The organism is Paenibacillus sabinae T27, from assembly GCF_000612505.1.
In the GTDB taxonomy this organism is placed as follows: Bacteria; Bacillota; Bacilli; order Paenibacillales; family Paenibacillaceae; genus Paenibacillus_AQ; species Paenibacillus_AQ sabinae.
The window spans coordinates 1,425,080-1,444,717 of record NZ_CP004078.1 but is presented as its reverse complement, the minus strand read 5'-3'; the positions used below and the strand labels follow the sequence as shown (position 1 = coordinate 1,444,717).

General features: G+C 54.6%; 20 protein-coding genes. 5 read left to right on the top strand and 15 right to left on the bottom strand.

Annotated elements, in window-relative coordinates:
* The first annotated feature begins 80 nt into the window (after positions 1-80).
* Positions 81-1,661, top strand: coding sequence for an oleate hydratase (locus tag PSAB_RS06630; protein ID WP_025333794.1), 1,581 nt, complete (start codon positions 81-83; stop codon positions 1,659-1,661).
* A 99-nt stretch (positions 1,662-1,760) separates the two neighbouring features.
* Here PSAB_RS06630 and PSAB_RS06625 read toward each other — a convergent pair whose 3' ends face one another.
* Entirely contained in the window at positions 1,761-2,477 is a 717-nt protein-coding gene (locus PSAB_RS06625) for a DsbA family oxidoreductase (RefSeq protein WP_025333793.1), read from the bottom strand.
* A gap of 292 nt (positions 2,478-2,769) precedes the next feature.
* Positions 2,770-2,991: a hypothetical protein gene (locus PSAB_RS06620; protein ID WP_025333792.1), complete on the bottom strand. Its 222-nt coding sequence runs from the start codon at positions 2,989-2,991 to the stop codon at positions 2,770-2,772.
* Positions 2,992-3,174: 183 nt separating this feature from the next.
* Between PSAB_RS06620 and PSAB_RS06615 the strand changes: the two genes are divergently transcribed.
* On the top strand, positions 3,175-4,287 hold the full coding sequence (locus PSAB_RS06615; protein WP_025333791.1) for an FAD:protein FMN transferase: 1,113 nt from the start codon (positions 3,175-3,177) through the stop codon (positions 4,285-4,287).
* Between the two features lie 364 nt (positions 4,288-4,651).
* On the opposite strand, the gene PSAB_RS06610 is transcribed toward PSAB_RS06615, so the two are convergent.
* The 10 genes from PSAB_RS06610 to PSAB_RS06565 form a co-directional block, all read right to left on the bottom strand.
* A complete protein-coding gene (locus PSAB_RS06610; protein WP_025333790.1) occupies positions 4,652-5,668 on the bottom strand; it encodes an anti-sigma factor in 1,017 nt (338 codons plus the stop codon).
* Entirely contained in the window at positions 5,669-6,163 is a 495-nt protein-coding gene (locus PSAB_RS06605) for an RNA polymerase sigma factor (RefSeq protein ID WP_025333789.1), read from the bottom strand.
* Positions 6,164-6,479: 316 nt separating this feature from the next.
* Entirely contained in the window at positions 6,480-7,190 is a 711-nt protein-coding gene (locus PSAB_RS06600; RefSeq protein ID WP_025333788.1) for an HAD family hydrolase, read from the bottom strand.
* Between the two features lie 66 nt (positions 7,191-7,256).
* Positions 7,257-7,721 (bottom strand): GNAT family N-acetyltransferase, encoded by a 465-nt coding sequence (locus PSAB_RS06595; protein WP_025333787.1) that lies wholly within the window; start codon positions 7,719-7,721, stop codon positions 7,257-7,259.
* A gap of 93 nt (positions 7,722-7,814) precedes the next feature.
* Positions 7,815-8,351, bottom strand: coding sequence for a GNAT family N-acetyltransferase (locus tag PSAB_RS06590; RefSeq protein ID WP_025333786.1), 537 nt, complete (start codon positions 8,349-8,351; stop codon positions 7,815-7,817).
* Positions 8,352-8,357: 6 nt separating this feature from the next.
* The gene (locus PSAB_RS06585) at positions 8,358-8,861 is read right to left on the bottom strand and encodes a metallophosphoesterase family protein (protein WP_025333785.1); all 504 of its coding nucleotides are present in this window, start codon (positions 8,859-8,861) and stop codon (positions 8,358-8,360) included.
* A gap of 197 nt (positions 8,862-9,058) precedes the next feature.
* A complete protein-coding gene (locus tag PSAB_RS06580) occupies positions 9,059-9,865 on the bottom strand; it encodes a class I SAM-dependent methyltransferase (protein WP_025333784.1) in 807 nt (268 codons plus the stop codon).
* A gap of 213 nt (positions 9,866-10,078) precedes the next feature.
* Complete coding sequence (locus tag PSAB_RS06575; RefSeq protein ID WP_025333783.1) at positions 10,079-11,269, bottom strand: MFS transporter; 1,191 nt, start codon at positions 11,267-11,269, stop codon at positions 10,079-10,081.
* A gap of 60 nt (positions 11,270-11,329) precedes the next feature.
* The gene (locus PSAB_RS24495; protein WP_025333782.1) at positions 11,330-12,508 is read right to left on the bottom strand and encodes a polysaccharide deacetylase family protein; all 1,179 of its coding nucleotides are present in this window, start codon (positions 12,506-12,508) and stop codon (positions 11,330-11,332) included.
* 183 nt (positions 12,509-12,691) lie between these two features.
* Positions 12,692-12,952 (bottom strand): YqkE family protein, encoded by a 261-nt coding sequence (locus tag PSAB_RS06565; RefSeq protein ID WP_025333781.1) that lies wholly within the window; start codon positions 12,950-12,952, stop codon positions 12,692-12,694.
* Positions 12,953-13,034: 82 nt separating this feature from the next.
* Between PSAB_RS06565 and PSAB_RS06560 the strand changes: the two genes are divergently transcribed.
* Positions 13,035-13,373, top strand: a complete 339-nt coding sequence (locus tag PSAB_RS06560; protein ID WP_025333780.1) for a winged helix-turn-helix transcriptional regulator — start codon at positions 13,035-13,037, stop codon at positions 13,371-13,373.
* Between the two features lie 75 nt (positions 13,374-13,448).
* Here the strand turns inward: PSAB_RS06560 and PSAB_RS06555 are convergent, their stop codons facing one another.
* Positions 13,449-13,952: a GNAT family N-acetyltransferase gene (locus PSAB_RS06555; RefSeq protein ID WP_025333779.1), complete on the bottom strand. Its 504-nt coding sequence runs from the start codon at positions 13,950-13,952 to the stop codon at positions 13,449-13,451.
* A gap of 158 nt (positions 13,953-14,110) precedes the next feature.
* Here PSAB_RS06555 and PSAB_RS06550 point away from each other — a divergent pair, with 158 nt between their 5' ends.
* Together PSAB_RS06550 and PSAB_RS06545 are read left to right on the top strand one after the other, a co-directional pair.
* Positions 14,111-15,202 (top strand): M24 family metallopeptidase, encoded by a 1,092-nt coding sequence (locus PSAB_RS06550; RefSeq protein ID WP_025333778.1) that lies wholly within the window; start codon positions 14,111-14,113, stop codon positions 15,200-15,202.
* A gap of 402 nt (positions 15,203-15,604) precedes the next feature.
* A complete protein-coding gene (locus PSAB_RS06545) occupies positions 15,605-17,290 on the top strand; it encodes a methyl-accepting chemotaxis protein (protein ID WP_025333777.1) in 1,686 nt (561 codons plus the stop codon).
* Between the two features lie 154 nt (positions 17,291-17,444).
* Here PSAB_RS06545 and PSAB_RS06540 read toward each other — a convergent pair whose 3' ends face one another.
* The gene (locus PSAB_RS06540; RefSeq protein WP_025333776.1) at positions 17,445-18,698 is read right to left on the bottom strand and encodes an aminotransferase class I/II-fold pyridoxal phosphate-dependent enzyme; all 1,254 of its coding nucleotides are present in this window, start codon (positions 18,696-18,698) and stop codon (positions 17,445-17,447) included.
* On the bottom strand, positions 18,688-19,611 hold the full coding sequence (locus PSAB_RS06535) for a D-alanine--D-alanine ligase (protein WP_025333775.1): 924 nt from the start codon (positions 19,609-19,611) through the stop codon (positions 18,688-18,690). Before PSAB_RS06535 ends, PSAB_RS06540 begins: the two co-directional genes overlap by 11 nt.
* Positions 19,612-19,638: the final 27 nt, after the last annotated feature.

Sequence of the window (19,638 nt, the reverse complement as noted above, 5' to 3'; positions counted from 1 at the left end):
CATGTGACCGGCGTGCAAGTTTCCACGCTTTTGCGGGCGGTGCACGGCAGCATTCAATATTCATGTGGAGGCGACTGTCTGTGATACAAGAATACGAAAACAAACAGGTTTATTTTGTCGGCGGAGGCATCGCGTCCTTGGCGGGCGCCGCTTTTCTCATCAGAGACTGCGGCTTCCCGGGAAGCGGCATTCATATTATCGAAGAAATGAGCATTCTGGGCGGCAGCAACGACGGCGCAGGCAGCGAGGAGCAGGGCTATGTCATCCGCGGCGGACGGATGCTGAATGACGAGACATACGAGAATTTGTGGGATCTCCTGATGTCGATTCCCTCACTGGACCATCCGGGAAAGTCGGTGCGTGAAGAGATCATTGCATTCGACAATGCGAATCCGACGCACTCCAATACCAGACTGGTGAACGCAAGCGGCGAAGTGGCCGACGTGCTGTCGATGGGCTTCGATATGGCCGACCGGCTCGCCATGGGCAAGCTGATCATTACGCCCGAGGAACAAATGGGCAAGGCGCGGATCAGCGACTGGTTCGGCCCGCATTTTTTCACGACGAATTTCTGGTACATGTGGGCGACGACGTTCGCGTTCCAACCCTGGCACAGCGCGGTCGAACTGAAGCGGTATATGATCCGGTTCATGCATGAATTCCCGAGAATCCAGACTCTGGAGGGTGTAACCCGCACCCCGTACAACCAGTACGATTCGATTATTTTGCCGATAAAAAAATATTTGGAGGATCATGGCGTCGATTTCACGCTGAGATGCACCGTGTCCGATCTGGATTTCAAGGAAGGCGACGACATTACTGTAACGGGCTTGCATGTCGTCCGTGACGGAGCCGAGGAGCATATTGCGGTCAAAGAGGAAGATCTGGTCATTATCACGAACGGATCGATGACGGAAAGCTCCAGCCTTGGCTCGATGACCTCCGCTCCACGCCTGAATGAAAAAGGAAGCTCCTGGAAGCTGTGGGAGCGCATCGCCGCTAAGAAGCCCGGGTTCGGCAATCCATCTTCCTTTGACGACCATATCGATGGCTCCAAATGGGAATCGTTCACGGTGACGTTCGGCGATACCGTCTTCTTCGATCTAATGGAACAATTCTCGCGCAACCGCCCGGGCACCGGCGCCCTGGTCACGTTCAAGGATTCGAGCTGGCTGATGTCGATCGTGCTCGCGTACCAGCCGCATTTCCGGAATCAGCCGGAGCATGTCCGGGTATTCTGGGGCTATGGCCTTTATCCAGACAAGGAAGGCGACTTCGTGAAGAAGAAAATGTCCGACTGTACCGGGGAAGAAATTATGACCGAGCTGCTCGGGCATCTGCATTTCGAGGCGCACAAGGAGGCCATTATGGCGACGGCGAACTGTATTCCGTGCATGATGCCGTTCATCACCGCCCAGTTCATGCCTAGAGCCATCGGCGACCGGCCGAAGGTCGTGCCGGACGGCTCCACCAACCTGGCGTTCATCGGCCAGTTCTGCGAAATTCCTGAAGACGTCGTGTTCACCGAGGAATATTCGGTCCGGGCGGCAAGAATCGCCGTCTACACGCTGCTTGGGGTGAACAAGCCGATTACTCCGATCAATCATTACCAGTACGATGTTAGAACGCTGCTTGCGAGCCTGGTCACTTCGTTCCGGTAAGAGTTTGGCTTCGGGAGCTTATCCACTCTTCAATGACAAAAAGGGGAGGCGCACGCCGCGTCTCCCCTTCAACTTATGTGCGTGTGCGGCCCTTTGGCGTTACACGCTGCAAGAACCGTCCGCGCAGCCGTCACCGCCGGATGCTTCAGCGGAGCCGCCGATCACCCGGAGCTTAGGCTCCTCCTTCTCCTCACTCCAGACCTGATCCAGCACCTCGGAGAATACCGGTCCCGGCTGGGCGCCGGAAATAGCATATTTATTGTTAAACACGAAGAATGGCACACCGGTAACGCCAAGCCGCTGCGCAGCTTCGATATCCGCCTTCACTTCTTCAGCGTATGCGTCCGAATTCAGTACGTTCGTCGCCTCTTCCTTGTCCAACCCGGCCTCCGCCGCAAGCGCCGCCAGCGTTTCACGGTCGCCCAAATTCAGCCCGTCCGTAAAATAACCCTTCATCAGACGCTCCGTCAAACCGGCTTCAAGCCCCTTGGTTTTGGCGAAATGCGCCAGACGGTGGCTGTCGTAGGTGTTGGCGTGGATCATGGTGTCAAACCGGAAGTCCAGACCCACGCCCATCGCCTGATCGGCAACCTGCGCGTTCATCGTCTTGGCCTGCTCCACGGTCATGCCGTATTTTGCAGCGAGCAATTCATGTATGCTCTTGCTCGTCGGACCTGCATCCGGGTCAAGCTGAAAGCTGCGGAATTCGACTTCTACCTTGTCCTGCTCCGGAAACTGGCTCAGCGCGTGTTCAAGCCGTCTTTTGCCTATATAACAGAAAGGACAGACATAGTCGGACCAAACTTCTATTTTCATGGGATAACCTCCGTTGACTGGTGATTTTTTAATACTCAATTACAATTATAAAGTATAAATCGGGAAATGCTATCTTTACTTATGGACAAAGCCGGGACAATCGATGAATCAGAAGGATGAATTCAGCGTGAGACTGCGGACTCGTTGGCGCTTCAAATCAAGGGAACGGCAATCAAGTTGGTTATGATTTAGTTCAGTGGTCTCGCAAAACAGCGAATCGACGTCTTAAAAACTACGATAACTACGATAGTGCAGGTTTTTTCGAGCAAAAGTCCGGGGTAACAGGAAAAACCTACTTTTGTACAGGAATATCAGGCTCCCCCGCCAGCAATGGAGCTTGAACGGGCAAAAAACTGTATTTTGGAAGGTATCCTATCCAGCAAAAGTTCCAAGTCCGGCAAAAGATGTACAATTTCAGGTTTTCTGCATCATTTGGTTCAGCGCGCCTCGCTGCAGCTCGTAACGATCTACCTGTTTGCCCATTGCTCCCGGTGTGCGCTTCTTCAAAGCTCATATGGATCATCTCCTCTAAAACTGGATCAGGACGGACACAATCGCTTGCCTATTTTTGACGAAAATTTTAACAAACTCACGAACTGTCATGAAAAATAATACCCGCCGCGTCATATCTGGGTTATTATAGATAAGTTATGACGGAATCGTTGTGATCAAGAATCTACGTTATGGATGGTGGAACATGTTCAAGAACAGAAAGACGGCGCTGCTTCTCGCCGCACTCGTCATTATTATCGCCGCAGCCGTTGGAGCATGGCTGTTCCTTGGCAGCAAGGGAGACAGCGAACCCAATTCTGCGCAGAGCGGCTCGCAGGTATCGGGAGACGGAGAAACGAAATCGCTCTCACAGCAGTTTTACATTTATGATACGGTAGTGAATATTAAGATTTTTGGCGATAAGGTATCCCAGAAAAATATGGACGATATCCAGCAGTTGCTGGAACGAATGGATATGGAATTCAGCCGTACCAAGGAAGGCGGCGAAATCTACAACGTCAACCTGGCTGCCGGCAAAGAGGCGGTAACTGTGTCGGATGAAACGCTGGATGCGGTAAAACAGTCGATCAAATACGCCCAGGAGATGAACGGGCTGTTCGATCCGACCATCGGGCCGCTCGTGGACCTGTGGAATATCGGCAACGGCGGAGACCATGTTCCCCCTCAAGCTGAAATCGACAAGGCCAAGAGCCTGACGAATTACAAGGATATCATCATCGACGAGAAAGCCAAGACGATCAAGCTTGCCAGAGAAGGAATGGTGCTTGATCTGGGCGGGATCGGCAAGGGCTATGCCGCGGACCGGATCGCCGAATATCTGAAGGAGCAGGGGCTGGACAGCGCGATGATCAATCTCGGCGGCAGCAGCATTATCGGCCTCGGAACCAAGCCCGGCGGCTCACAGTGGAACATCGGGCTGCAGGACCCTGACCAGAGCCGGGGAACCCAGCTTGGAACGATCAAGATCAGCAATGAAGTGATTGACGCGTCCGGCGTGTATGAACGGTTCTTCATGCAGGACGGTGTAAGATACCATCATATTCTCGATCCGCGGACGGGCTATCCCGGACAGCTCGGCCTCAAGAGCTTGACCATCATGAGCCCGAACGCCACCGACGCGGACGCCCTTTCTACCGGCGTATTCCTGATGGGCGTAGAGGACGGACTCAAGTACCTAGAGTCCCTGCCGGAGAAAGTCGAAGGCTTCTTCATTACCGAAGACAACAAAATTTACGCGACGCCCGGAATCCGGGAGCGGCTGGTGCTGACCGACCCGACCTACAGCTTCGGGAACTAACGGAAGCGTTAGGCGCGGCCCGGCGCATGAAGCGCCGGAAGATTCCCCGCCGTCTCGTTTGAACCGATAGAATGCCATAGGGTTGATGGGATGTTCAACCCTGGCAGAGAAAGGGATACCGGAATGAACGTTCCGGTATCCCTTTTTTTGTACGCCGTATGTCCGTCTGCCGCCTTCAATCCCCGGTTTGGTACCGGACTGTCATTTGTATAAACGGGCCGCTAGGCCGGTCCATCCGTTTAGATTCCTGCCGTGGCATTGGTATCGTAACCGCTCACCGGCTTGACCTTGCCGAACGCTCCTGTCATTTCATGTGGAATGAATCACCGAAAACAACTCGAGGTTATAGCTTAATAAACCAAGTCTAGTACCTATCCGCTACGGCGCCCAGAACGGCCCCCCGGATATAGGGTTGACCGTTCAGGCTTTGCAGCCCTCTTGTGGTTCCGGTGACGACAACGCCCAAGATACGGACATCGCTGGTGCCCGGTTCGGGTTTATCTTTTTTCAGATAAGTATAGATGCGCTTGTATTCACTGTAATATTTGCCTTTCTGTTGAAGGCCTACCTTTACGCTTCCTATAAAGTCAGCCGGGTCGGGATTTTCGGAGTGGGGTCTGACTCCAAAACCGTACACTCCGTAAGTCGAAATAAGCGGCTGCGGATATACGATCACGCCGTCCCCATTTTTCTCAGGCTCAAGACCGAAATCCTTCCAGTCATCATACGTATCGACCCAATACCATACAGGCCGCACGCCCGCAGGCAGCATCGCCTTCACCTCGGCAAACGAATAATTCTTGTCAAAAGACAGCGCCATTTCCACCAGCTTGCCGGATTCCATCTGCGAAAGTGACGGAATATCATTCAATATTTTGCCGTTGTAATCGGCACCCGGTACATAAAACAGCATCTCCCTTTGGCCGTTATCGGGATTATATCTGCGGTTATATTCATACCCCTGCGCTTTCAGCGCCGGATCATCCCCCTCCAGACTGGTGGTTCCCCCATGTACCCCGGTAGTAAACGGGAATCCTGTCACATGGTAATTGATCCATTTTTCACGCCACGGAATGGGTATCCCTTCTACTATTTTGTAAGTATCCAGTTCAAGTACTCCGGAAAGAAATCCTCTCCGGTCCTTGTGTCCGGGTTCAAGGTACTCATTCGGGCTGCTGATTGACATATAGCCGTATTCATCGAACATCGTTTCAGAGGACTCATGATCGATCAGATGGGCTGCGCCGATAAAAATGACGACCAACGTAATGAGACTTACAGCCAGGGATATCAAAATATTGCGGATTAACGTTCTCCGTCTGACCTTTTTGATCGCTGCTGCAAGCTCTTGATTCTCTTGTCCTTCCCAGGGATCGGTCATTTATGCCTCACCTCCGTAATAATGTTGGAACTGCTGCCTTGCACGGTACAACGAAGCTTTTACCTTTCCCTCACTGATGCCCAGAAGGGACGCTATCTCCCGATAGGACAGCTCCATTTCGTATTTCATCAATATCAGTTGTCTGTGCAGTGGATTCAGCATCCCGAGAACGCGTTCGATCTGCTCTTGCTGCTCCCGCCTAAGCAGAGACTCTTCCGGCAGTTCAACCTCCGAAGCCTCATAGTCCCCGGGTTCTTCGTCATAGTGAAACCGCCTCTGCCTTCGGCACAGATCATAATAGCGGTTGATCGCAACCTTATACAGCCAAGCGCTGAACTTGCGTTCGTCGATCGCTTCAAGGTACAGTAGCGCTTTGTAGACTGTATCCTGCACAATGTCTTCCGCATCAGCGGCGCCAGCGCCCAAACGGATTAAATAACGGCGGATTTCCGCCATTTTAGGTTGAAGCAGCTGCTCCAGGTGCCCGGGCCCCATCCTGCACCCCCTTTCGCTGATATAACGATGCAGCAGCCGGAATGTTGTCGCTGTCCGAAATTTTTTGGCAAAAATTATATGTACAGCAACGCGGCTATCATGTTTGAAGCGGCACTAGCCGGATTTTCTCCCTTTAAAATGAAAACCTATAGTAGTACTGTCTATTTAAGCGGAAAAACTCCAGCTAAATTATCCAATGTGGGCCTGTTGAGAGCCTTTTTGGAGAAATAGCTGGAGTTTTTCCATGTATTTCACTAATTCGTAAGAATAGAGGAAGATAAGACGGAGCTTTTCCCTTTAGTTTGAAAGCCCGCCCTTAAACGATCGGCAGACCAGCAAACTCTTCATAATTCCGGAAAATATGGGTCGGCATATGACCGGCAATGGGTTCTCTTCCTCTCGGATTGTACCACCACATTTTCCATCCGGCATCCAGCGCGCCGACCACATCGTTATGCCAGGTATCGCCGACATACATGCTATTGCCCGCTTCCGTCTCAGTCTTCCGGTTGACATAAGCGAAAATTTCCGGGTCCGGCTTGGCAATGCCGACAGCATCCGAAATAAAGAGCCGATCCGCAGGAATGAGCTTGTCCACACCGAGTCCGCGGATTTTGCTCATCTGATGATCTACCGGCCCGTTGGTAATGATGCCAACCACATGCCCTTCCGATATGAGCCGTTTCAGCTGCGGGAGAACGCCTTCAATCATCTCGATGTTGTACTGGCGGCTGATATAGCCTTCCTGTACCAGCTCCGCCTGCTCCCGGGTGAGTGGAATTCCGAGTTCATTAAACGCAATTTCCATCCGCCGCACCCGCGTCTCCTTCAGCGTGAACTCCCCTTGCAGATACTTCGGCCATAACTGGTCGCTGTGATACCTTACCCGGTCAAATAAATGAAGTACATCCAGCACGCTCTCGTCCGGCTTAATCACTTCTCTCACCGCGTTTCGGAACGGGACAAGATGATCATATAACGTATCGTCCAAATCAAAAAAAATCGCCCTTTTACCGCTGCTCTCCATTTCAACGCCCCTTAGCTTCCGCTATTGATTAGGACAGGATGTAACCGCTGTCCCCGGATATTATAGTCAGAAAAAAAGATTGTAGCTGTAAAATTCGTCATCCCTGATGTAGCCTTGCTTCTCATACAGCCGCTGGGCGGTAAAATTATCGGTCCAGGTCGTCAGCGTCAGCCCCTTCGTACCGGTCTCCAGCGCGTACGCGCGGGCCGTCTCCATCAGCAGCGCACCGGCGCCGCCTTCCCTGGCCTCAGCCGAGACGTACAAATCGTTCAGAATCCACAACCGCTGCATTGTAACCGACGAAAAAGAGGGGTACAGCTGCGTAAAACCGACCGCGCGTCCGGCGCCGCCTTCCCCCGCTTCAACCGCCAGAAAAATAACCGACTCCTGCGCTTTAAGCCGTTCTTCCAGAAACGCCCGCGCGCTCTCCCGGTCCGATTCCTGTCTGTAAAAAATCCGATACTCGTCGAACAGAGGGATCATTTGTTCCAAATCCTCAAGTCCCGCCCGCACCGCAGCATACCGTTTCACTTTCATCGCTCCTTTTTGGTCAAAGCCTTTATACCGTCATTGTAAAATCGGCCTCAGCGCTTTGCCATGGAGAAATTGCCGCATTATTTGGACTTATCCCGGCCGCCGGCCGGCCGCCGCCTGGACGCTCGTAAGGTCGATCCAGTACCGGCAGTACCGGTTATCCACCTCGGCCAGCCGTCCTCCGTTGTGCTCGATAACGCTACGGGAGCCTTGATTGTCTTCGTCGCAGGTAAGCAGCGCCCGTTTGATGCCAAGCTCCGACGCTTTGCCCAGCAGTCCGGCCAGCAGGGCTGTCCCATAGCCTTTGCCCCGCGCGGCAGGCCGGATGCAGTAGCCAATATGGCCTCCCGTAACAAGCAGGCTGTCGGTCAGCCAGTGACGGAGCTTGCCGTAGCCCACCGGAACGCCATCCGCATACAGAAAATACAGCGTCTGCGGCACATGTCCCGGAGGGAGACCGATCCCGGCGGAATGATCCCGCAGCACCGGGAGAAGGTTCAGGAATTTGGAGTATCCGGCTGTGTAAAGGCTGTTCACAAACCCGTTCTCTCCTGGACCGATTTCGCGGGCCATCCCGTAAATCTGCCGATCCTCCGTAACCGTCAGTTCCCTCAGTTCAAAAGCCATGTCCTCTCATCCTTTCGAATCGTAAAAAATATGGCGGGCTTCAATCTTTCCGCCCTCGATATTCATCAGTCCGAAAGAGTACAGCTTCTCCCGCCGCTTATCCGTGGGCGAGCCCGGATTGAACAGGAGCACACCGTTCTCGCTCCGAATCAGCGGCTGATGCGAGTGGCCGAACAGGATGCAGTCAAGGCTCTCGCCGGCGAACGCTCTCAGCGCATTGCTGTCCGTGCCTTTGCCGGTATACGGACGATGTCCGTGAACCATGCCGATCCGCGCACCCGCAAGCGTCAGAATTTTGCGTTCGCCAAAGCGCCGCACAATCTCGCTCCCGTCGTTGTTTCCGGCAATTCCATCTACCGGGGCCAGAGCGGACAGCTCGTCGTAGACGGCCAGATCGACCCAGTCGCCCAGATGCAGAATCAGCTCGACCCCGGCCAGACCCTCCGTCAGCGCTTTCGGCAGCTTCGCCACCCGGCCCAAATGCGTATCGGATACGATTCCCACTTTCATATCGCTCAACTCCCCGCTTTATTGGTATAAGATTGTTAATCATTGTACGACGAAGCCAGCGCTTCGTCCACAGGACACCTATTGTTTCCTATTAGGAGAATCCTGCATCATAATTAAACCCTATCTTCGGATTGATAGATAATGAAAAAGGCTCTGTCCGTAAATACAGAGCCTTCTGGCAAGCTATTGATGAGACTTTATTTATTAACCAGCTTTCGATACCTATAGATATCGCCGCCAGATTTACTAGCATGATAGAACGACTCAAATCCTCTTTTTATTAATTCTTCATCGGCTTCTCTCTTCCTATTATCTTCCCCGATACAATCAATAATGTAACCGCCGTTCTTAACAACCCTTGACATTTCAGCAATCTCAAGATCATAATTGTCCCCTACTACATGCCCCGACATCACAATATCAAAGGAATTATCCTCGTAAGGGATTTGCTCGATCATGCCGTCTACGACTACAACATTATCAACATTCTCACGTTTGATTTTATCACGCATGTACTCCCTCAGCCTATCGGTAGGTTCACTTGCATAAACACGCTTTGCCTTTTCTGCTGCGGCAAATGCAAGCCTTCCCGTACCGCTTCCCAGGTCGAGAACGACCTTATCCGTAAAATCTGCAAGCTCAAATAATAATTGTTTATCCCAGGCGTTAATGTAATCGCAATTTTGGTTCATAATGTCGGGATAAACATAAACGACCGAAGTTTCCATTGCGTGAATTACAAATACTTCTGCTTTTCGAATTTCATGAGGGGGAAGATTTTTGGGCGCCTTTGCAATCATTTGTTCAATCGCAGGCTTGCTTTCAGGACTTTTATGAGCAAAGTACCACGCTACTGATGGATTATGTGCCAAAGCTATACCCAAGTTATCGCAAAACTCATCCCATCCGACATACTTGTTGCATATCATTCGAACCATCCATCTGTCCATTAACAAAAAGCTATTAAAAGAGAACTCCTCTGCGTTGATCCAGTTAAATGACATAGTAAACTAATCCTCCATTATTTTAGGAGGGTTAAATTATAGTCACCCTCCAAGAAATGTTGTGAGCGGACAATTGTGTATTTATCATCTGGCATCATCCTTTCATCATTTAATAGAGAGCTGGAAAATAACTAAAAAGATAGAAAATGTTTCTCACTATGATTATAAATGGCACAAAGTTTATTATCAATCATACTTTATTTTCCGAAGACATCAATTCCACTCTCTTCGGCCTTCCCCGGCCAGCCTTCCCCGCCTTCCCATCACATAAGCGGCGCTTCCGCCCAGAAGAACGCACAACGCCGCTGCGGCGAAAATAGCTCTAAGACCTGTAATACCGGCAAGCAGCGATGCGGCGCCAATGGACAGCGTCCGGACCGTGTTCACCACGAAACGGGCCGTAATGAACACACGGCCCAGCACGCCCGGGTCGAGCTCGCTTTGCAGCGTGGAGCGGATGCCATTGGGCGCGGCTGCGGCGCCAAGTCCGATGAGCAGATAGGCTCCGAGCAGAACCGCCAGCGTGCCGGCGGTCGATACGGCGAGCAGCCCGGCGCCGATGAGCGTCATCCCGAGGAGGATAAGCCTCCCGGGACGCGGGGCCTTTTTCCTTGACATAATCCATACGGAACCGGTAATGATTCCCGCCCCCTGAAAGGCCATCACCCATCCGTAATTATCGGCCGGAAGCCCCATCGTGCCGCCGATGAAGACAACGATCAGCGAGCCTGTGCTGCCGACGCCGGCGAGCAGCAGCCCCCAGACGAGCAGCATTTTTTGGACAACCGGCTCGCCCGAAACGATCCGCAGCCCCGCCTTCATCTCCTCAAGAAATCCCGCAGCCTCAGCTTCCTTGCGCGGAGCCCGGTACGGCATCAGCAGCACCAGCAGGGCTGCAAGCGCGAACACGGCGGCATCTGCTCCGATGCTTATACCAATGCCGCCAAGCGACACGCAGAGTCCGGCAACGGCGGGACCGGCGATCAGATTTATCGAGTCCGATGCGGAGAGCAGCGAATTGAAGCGCGGAAGGTCCTGCGGGCCGGCAAGCTCGGGACCGATGGCATTAGCCGTGGCGGCGTAGACTTCGTCGCATATCCCGAGCAGCACAGCGGCCGCATAGATCGTTTCGACGGATAAGTGGATCAGCAGGACGCCTACCGTCAGGGCCCGTACAAGATTCGTCCACAGCAGTATCCGTTTGCGGCTCCAGCGGTCGATGAAAGCTCCGAGGGCCGGAGTCAGCAGCAGCGCGGGCAGAAACTGAATAATGAAATATCCTCCGACGGCGGCGGGAGAACCCGTCCTCCGGTATAGCTCAACGATAATGCCGATGTCAAAAATATAAGAGCCGAGCGAAGCCAGACTGTAAGCGGCGAGCAGCGGACCAAGAGCCTTGAACAAGGTTCGTCGGGAAGAAATGGCCGGTGATTCTCCTGTTTCGTACGTTCCCCGCTTGCGGCGCTATGCATGCCTTGCCTTCGGCATCGTCAGCTTAACCATGCCTTTAAGACCGTCGTAATTCATGGCGATGTGCAGCGACCGGCAGATATCGTCAAGCGGAACGAGAAGTGTTCCCTTCCTTAGCTGCGGCTGGACGGCGGCAAGCGGCACGCCGCGCCCGTTAACCGTCAATTCCCGTTTGGGCACGAATTTTCTGATTCGTCCGATCGTCTGGGCGGCGGTGCGCAGATTGCTTCCCCCGTTAATCCGGTCGGCATTCGTTTCGCCTCTCTCCGCCAGCCCTTCCTTGACGGTGAAAGTCAGAGGAATCCCAAGCGAACCCGCTGCATCCAGCACGCGGTCATTATATGACCCGTACGGAAAGGCAAGCGCAGAGTCGGTATTGCCGAGCTCCTCCTTCAGTCTGCGCTCGGCCAATCCGAGATCTCCGGTAATTCTGCGGTAATATTCCTCGTTGTACTCGCTGCGCGTCTCATCGTCGATATACAGCCGTGAGCTAAGCGCCGGCCCCATTCCTCCCTGATCATCGACAGGGACGTAATAATGCAGGTCATAGGTATGATTGTAGAAGCCCATGCCGAATTTTTTCATTTCACGCATCTGGCTCCAGGTCAGCTTGGGCAGACCTCCTTTGCCGGGGTTGTCGACATCGGAAACAATAACAAAGTCCACCGCTGTATACCCGTATTTCCGCAGGACAGGAAAAGCAAGCTTATAGAAGCTCTCGTAGCCGTCATCGAAAGTAATCAGCACGGCATTGTCCGGAACCTTGCCGTTATCAAGCATAAACCGCCGGTACTGCTCCATGGTGATCACATGATACCCATCCTGTTTCAGCAGCTTCATCTGCTCGGTGAACCGGTCCTCCGACAAAATCGAGGGCAGCAGCGGTTTCCGGGACAGGTGATGGTACATGAGGACCGCAACCTTGTCCCGGTAGTATACTCCTTTCGGCAAAGGCGACGGGGGATTCCAGCGGATATTTACGCCCAGCAGCCTTTCGGCGAACTTTAGCGGGACCAGCAGTTCATGGCCCGAATATGCGATGGGGCCGGATGCTTTGACCTTCCGTCCCCCAATATCAAAATCAACTTCACGGGACTTGTGTCTGAGACCGAAAAAAGCGGCAAGACCGATCAGAATTGCGGCAGCCATTACAGGGACGATTCTTTTTCTCAACGTAAAATTCTCCTTACCATCGGCAGTCTCGCTTCTATTTGTACCCCTATCATATTCCGCCTCATCATTCATTAAGTAACAACTTTTTAATCTTTGCCGGACGTATTATGACAAGAGACTTGGCGCTCGCTGGGCTGAACTTAAAAAAGCCGACCGAAGGTTCCGGCCAGCTTTGTTCTTGCCTTATTTGTATTTGCGCCAGTCCTGGCTGCTGTTCTCCAGCAGATGGCCAAAATCGTTGTCGAGCCGCTTCTGCTCCACCTTCCGCGCTTCCTCCGCCGCCTTCCGTTCGGCTTCTTTGCGGGCGGCCTCCTCATTCTTCAGCTCGTCGGCCTGCGCCTTCAGCTTATTCAGCACCTCGCTGCTCAGTAGGTCCTTCAAGGTAGCTTGAGGCTCCTCCTTGGCCGCCCGAGGTGTATTCGGCATATTCTTCTTTTTTGCCACTGGGTGTTCCCTCCTTTATTTATTCAAATTGGTTTTGGTCCATTGTCTTTTCGTTTATAATAGAAAGCAAGAGGTGAGACTCATGAAGCAGACTTCCCTTTGTCCCCGTCTGCAAAAAAGCATGGACATTATCGGAAAACGTTGGACCGGTCTGATCATCTACCAGCTGCTTCAGGGACCCCAGCGTTTCGGCACCATCGAAGCCTCCCTTCCACTCAGCGGAAGACTTCTGTCCGAGAGGCTGAAGGATCTGGAGCAGGAGGGCATTGTGCGCCGCGAAGTCTTCCCCGAGACGCCGGTGCGCATTCAGTATTCCCTGACCGAAAAAGGACTGGCGCTGGAATCGGTTATCCGCGGTTTGGAGCATTGGTCGCGGGACTGGATTGAAACCGATTCCGAATGCAGCAGCCAGCATACCTGATCGATTGAAGATCGCATAAAAGGGGAACCGGCCGGGCCGGTTTCTTTTTTTCGCCCGAAGCAGACTTCCGGCGCTCTAAACCTTCCGGCCGACGATAACGAGATCGCGCAGCACTCCGTCCATCTCGGCTACCTCCGGCAGCAGCCCCCATCGTTCAAAGCCGAACTTCTCCAATAGGCCGAGACTCGGTCCGTTGTGACCGAATACCAGGCCCACCAGATTAGTGATTTGAAGCCGCCCGCATTCTTCGAGCGCTTTGCTCACAAGCAGGCTCCCGGCTCCTGTTCCCCTGTATTGTTCGCTTACATAAATGCTGAGCTCCGCCGTTCCGTTATAGGCCGGTCTTTCGTGAAACGACTGAAAGCTCAGCCAGGCGGCAATTTCCCCGTCCTTCCTCAGCACCCATAGGGGACGATGCCCGCTTCTGTGCTCATGAAACCAGGCGAGCCTGTCCTCCACGCTCACGGGCTCCAGGTCGGCCGTAACCATCCTGCCCGCTATAGTCGAATTGTAAATCGCCACGATCCCCGGCAGATCTTCCAGCGTTGCGTCTTCAATTAGGCTCTTCTGCCAATCCATCTATTCATTCCCCCATCAAGCGCGTACTAGTTTCAAGGTAATCCATGGCCGCCCGGAAAGTCAATCATTTAAGAGCTCCGGCGGCGGCTGGCCTTTTGCAGGCGAATGGATTAAGATATTCACTGTTTATTGTATATCGAAGGGAGAGCCATACGCCAATGAATGAAGCTCTGAAACGCCTGGAACGGGAAATGACAGCAGAAGGACTGGACGCCCTGCTTGTCACCGATCCCAAACATGTATACTATTTGACCGGCTTCGCCAGCAATCCGCACGAGCGGTTTCTGGGCCTGCTGCTTATCCGCGGCGAAGAGCCGGTGCTTGTCGTGCCCGCGCTCGACGCCGAGTCGGCCCATGCTTCGTCGTCCGTCTCCTCCATTGTGACGCACAGCGATACGGATGACCCGTACACTCTGCTGAAGGAGCGCTTCGGTCCGAGCCTAAGAAAGCTGGGCATCGAGAAGGAACACTTCTCCGTCGCGAGCTTTGAGCTTCTGTCCAGCGCCGTGCAGGCAGAAGGCTTTGCCGATATCGGCCCGCTTCTAAGGCGGATGCGCGCCATTAAATCGCCGGAGGAGATCGCGCGGATGGAGCACGCCGCCAAGCTGGTGGAGGAAGTGCTGAGCCAGGGGCTTGCCCACGTAAGGGAAGGAGTAAGCGAGATTGAGCTTGTCGCGGAGCTGGAATATTTGATGAAAAAGCTCGGCGCTTCCGGTCCGTCTTTCGATACGATGGTGCTGTCCGGTCCGAATACCGCCCTCCCGCACGGCGTTCCCGGTAGCCGCCAAATCACGGCGGGCGATCTGCTGATGTTCGATCTCGGCGTATTCGCGGACGGCTACGCTTCCGACATTACCCGGACCTTCGCCGTGGAGCGGGCGGACAGCGAGCTTGTCCGCATCTATGACACCGTGCTGGCCGCCAACGAAGCCGGCATTGCCGCCGCAAAGGCCGGTGCTTCATACGGCTCGGTCGATCTGGCGGCCCGGACCGTTATCGACAAGGCGGGGTACGGGTCTTATTTTGTTCACCGCGTCGGCCACGGCCTTGGCATGGATACCCATGAATATCCTTCCCTGCACGGCCTGAATACGGACATCATGGAGAGCGGCAACGTCTTTACGGTGGAGCCCGGCATCTATGTACCGGGAATCGGAGGCGTCAGAATCGAAGACGAGGTGCTTGTTGAGGGCGGCGGTGCCCGGACGCTGACCCGGTTCCCGAAAGGACTGACCGTGCTGACACTGTAACTGAAGCCGATTAAACATAAGAGAGAGTCCCGCTTGTCCTCTGGGCGCGGCACTCTCTTTTTTTTGTTGCTGCGGAAGTTGAAATCCAGGGGATTCCGACAATTTTTTTATAAAAGAGTATGCTCTGAACACGGCGCCGGTTGCAGAAAAAAGAAAAACCTTTCGAAAGAAATCGGAAAAGTAATGATATTGCAGAAAATTTTACCTTACATCAGAACATTTCCATCTATTCAACCGAGGGTTAATTATATAAAATAGTATTCATGCACGTTCCCGCCATGTCTTAATACACGGTGAAAGGTAGGATCAAAGACCCAAGCATCTATGAATTTCCCGCTGCCCTGCCAAATCCGCCTTACGGATATGGGAATTTACTACTTGTAATAAAAAGGAGAGAACCGTATGTTTCGGATCAGGCATTCCATCGGCCGGAGATTTATGTTGTTGCTGCTCGCCGCCCTCTTGTTTACTTCGCTTACGCTTAGTATCAGCTTTTACTTCATATCCGTGAACACCATCAAGAGCTATGTCGTCCCGCAGATTGATAAACTGCTCGGCGTAGCTTCGCAGGATGTGTTCAAGGCACTGAATACAACCCACGCCCAGCAATCCCGCAGCAACGACCAGGCTGCCACGAATGTTGAGTATTATTTCCAGGACAAGCGTACCCAGCATAATGTGGAGACGATCTTTCTGGCAGACTACAATAACGGCAAAGCCGTCGTACTGAGCGCGGATCACGGCTCGGCGCTGAAACGGAAGGAAGAGCTGGTCGTGACTCCGGCCCTTCAGCAAGCCTCCAAGGGAAAACCCGCGATCAGCGACATATACAAAGACAGTCATGGCATACATAAGACGGCCTATGTCGGCATCCCCGGCAGCAGCCTTATCGTCGGCGTGAGTTCGGACTTAACCTTTGTTGAAGACAAGATGAACAGCATCCTGTGGACCAGCGCAGGGATTACGCTCCTGGCCCTGGTCATCAGCATGGCCGCCGCTCTGTTCATGAGCCGCCGGATTACGCGTCCGATTACCCGGCTCGCGGCATACAGCGACCGGCTGGCCGAGGGCGATTTCACCCAGGAGCTGGTTGTGGAAGGACATGATGAAATCTCCAGGCTGGCCGAAAGCTTCCAAACGATGACCCAGCGCCTGAAAGAGCTGATTGGTCAGGTGCTGCATACCGCCGACACCGTTATGGCCGACTCCAATGATCTGAAGGAGCGCGTGGACGGTATCCGCAATATGGCCGAACGCTCCAACGAATCTGTCGAACAAATCGGCAAGGGCAGCTCGTTAATCGCAAGCAGCGCCGCGGATAACGCCCGTGCCATGGAAGAAATCAGCTCGGGCATCCAGCATATCGCTTCCGCTGCGGGCGAGGTCACCGAGCAGATTCATGAAGCCTCCGCCGAAGCGGTCAGCGGCAACGACACGGCTCAGAGCGCCGTCGAACAGATGCGCCAGGTCGGACGGGCTTCCAGGGAATCGCTGGAGCAGTTCCGCAAAATGGACGAGCAGTCGCAGAAAATCGGCGATATCGTCCAGGGCATCTCGGAGCTCACCAAGCAAATCCAGATGCTCTCCCTCAACGCTTCCATTGAAGCGGCACGGGCGGGCGAGCATGGCCGAGGCTTCGCCGTTGTCGCCGGAGAAGTGCGCAAGCTGTCGGAGCAGTCCAGAGAAGCAACTGAGAAGATCCGCGGGTTCCTGCTGAGCCTGCAGGAGGAAATGCAGCGTTCGGTAGCCAGCATGAGCGAGGTGAATGAAGAGGTCGCGTCCGGCGTGGGCAAGGTCGAAGAAGCGGGCAATGCCTTTAATCACCTTGCCGTCCTCATTCAAAGCATCAACCAGAGCATCCAGTCCGTGTCCGCAGCCACTCAGGAAATTTCGGCCGGAACCGAGGAAGTGACCGCGTCCGTAGAAGAAACCGCGCAGATCACTTCCAAATCGAAGGCGGGGGCCGAAGCGCTGAACGAGAATTACCATTCCCAGCAGGAACAGCTGGACGGCCATGCGAAGACGGTCGAGCATTTACATGAGCAGACGCTGAAAATGCAGGAAGCGGTCCGGAAGTTCAAAATTTAACGCATTTCAAAAAGGTCCCGTCAGGCATCCACCTTGCCTGACGGGACCTTTTGTGCTGCCCTGACACTGACCGGCGGCTTCGGCTTCGAACATCATCCGGTCCCGGGCCCAGCGGCTCCTCGAATTTGGCCGCCAAAGTCCGGCCGTTTGCGGGCTAAGAGCCGACCGCAGCCGCCCCGGCTTCAATCCCCGCTCCCCCGCAGCCTGTTGATTGGTCCTGCTGAAAGTCGAACGCATGCCCGCCCGGAGAGAGGGACTCCATAAAACGTCCGATCCGGCGCAGCGCCTCGGCCAGCTGCCCGGACGAAGCGGCATAGGAGCAGCGGACGTACCCCTCCCCGCCGGGTCCGAACACGGAACCGGGGACGACTGCGACGCCGGCTTCGCGGACAAGCCGGAGCGCGAACTGCTCCGAGGTCAGCCCGGTTCCGGCTACCGACGGGAAGGCATAGAAAGCGCCGTCCGGCATGTGGCATGGCAGGCCGAGCGCATTCAAGCCCTCCACGAACAGAGCGCGCCTCGCGTCAAAGGCAGCCTTCATCCGGTCTTTCGCCTCAAGCCCGCTCCGCAGCGATTCAAGAGCGGCAATCTGCCCCGGAACCGGAGCGCACATGGCGATATATTGGTGAATTTTGAGCATCGCTGCGGCCAACTCGCCGCTTGCGCAGCAGTAACCGACTCTCCAGCCGGTCATGGCGAACGCCTTGGAGAAACCGCTGATGACGATGGTCCGCTCTTTCATTCCCGGCAGCGACGCTATGCTGACATGCCGGTCACCGTAGGTCAGTTCGGCATAGACCTCATCCGAGATAACAACCAGATCGTGCAAGGCGGCAAGCTCGGCGATCGGCTCCCAATCCCGGCGGGTCATCACCGCGCCGGTCGGATTACTCGGGTAATTTACGAGAAGCGCCTTCGTGCGCGGGGTAATGCTCCGCCGCAGCGCCTCGGCCGTCAGCTTGAAGCCTTCTTCCCGCTTCGTCTCCACGGGAATCACGACTCCGCCGCCCAGCGCAACCATCGGCGCGTAGGCCACATAACCGGGTGACGGGATAATCACTTCGTCCCCCGGCGAAAGGACCGTGCGAAGCGCAATATCCAACGCTTCGCTGCTGCCCATCGTGACGATGATCTCCGTCCCGGGATCATAAGATAGCCCGAAGCCGGCGCTTAAATACCCGGCGATTTCCCTGCGAAGCTCCGGCAGCCCCGCATTGGAGGAATATCCAGTCTCTCCCCGGTTCAACGCGCGGATGCAAGCCTTCCGGACCGATTCCGGCACCCGGAAATCGGGCTCGCCAACTCCAAGCTGAATGAGGTCCTTGTCATTTGCGGCCGTTTCGAAGAAGGCGCGGATGCCCGACGGCGGAAGCTCGCGGACGGTCTGACAAATCCAATTACCGGACATGGACGGGCACGCCCCTTTCCTTCAGCGAAGCGGTGATGATGGCATCGAGCAGACCGCTAAATGTCAGCCCGGCGGCTTTGGCGCTCTTGGGCAGCAGGCTGGCGGACGTCATGCCCGGCAGCGTGTTCACCTCAAGGACGAAGGGAACACCGTCCGATAGAATCATATCGACCCGCGCGTACACGCTGCATTTCAGCGCCCGGTAACAATCCAGGGCGATCTTCCGCACCTCGCGCTCCAGCTCAGGGGGCAGAACGGCGACCTGCTCTACCGCTCCGTTCTCGGTATACTTGGCTTCGTAGTCGAACCACTCCGCGTTCTGTGGAACGATGCCGAGGATCGGCAGCGTCTCTCTGTCCAGTATGGAGCAGGTAATCTCCATTCCCCGGACATAGCGCTCGGCCATAACCGCCCGGTCCCAGCGGAAAGCTTCTGCTACAGCACCCTGCAGCTCACCCGGCCCGTTCACCTTGGTCATGCCGATGCTGGAGCCGCCCGAAGAAGGCTTGACGATCACCGGATAGCCGAGCTGTTCCGCCGCCTCCGGCGCAAACTCGTCGATATGGTTCCAGCACAGCCAATCGGCGGTAGGGATGCCGGCTGCGCGGAGCAGTCTTTTAGACATATCCTTATCCATGCAGATCGCGCTGGACAGCACGCCGCTTCCTGTATACGGAATATCCAGCGATTCCAGCACGGCTTGCACCGTTCCATCCTCGCCAAATGCCCCGTGCAGCGCGAGCAGCGCAAGATCAAGGCCGCGCACCTGCTCCGCCAGCTCCTCCCGCTTATTGATGACGACCGGAACGGCCTCATACTTGGCAGGGTCCAGCTCTTTCAGTATCTCCGCGCCCGTCTTCAGTGAAATCTCTCTTTCCGACGAAATGCCGCCCATAATCACGCCAACCTTCATGTGTATCGCTCCTTTTTGTTAACCGGT